Raw genomic sequence first — 245 nt, forward strand, 5'->3', positions numbered from 1 at the left:
GACTGGATGTTGAGTTGAAAATTCTTGAACTGGGCGCTTATTTGGAAGCGTTAAAGGACCCGAACAGCTATGATCTGTTTGTTCGTGGGGCTTCTGCCAATACAGGTGACGCTGATTCCGTCCTGAGTGACGGACTGTTGTCAGCGAATGCAACCAATTACTCCCATTATACAAACCCGGAAGCAGACAAGCTGATCAAAGCAGGCGCAGCCCAGATCAAGCCGGAAGATCGTCAAAAATCGTAT

1 pseudogene is annotated in these 245 nt (G+C 48.2%); it reads left to right on the top strand.

The window, feature by feature from the left end:
• Nucleotides 1-14 precede the first annotated feature (14 nt).
• Nucleotides 15-245: pseudogene (locus tag SB725_RS33195) on the top strand (hypothetical protein); the annotation flags it as partial.

The organism is Pseudomonas sp. SIMBA_041, from assembly GCF_046535095.1.
Classification (GTDB): domain Bacteria; phylum Pseudomonadota; class Gammaproteobacteria; order Pseudomonadales; family Pseudomonadaceae; genus Aquipseudomonas; species Aquipseudomonas mucoides.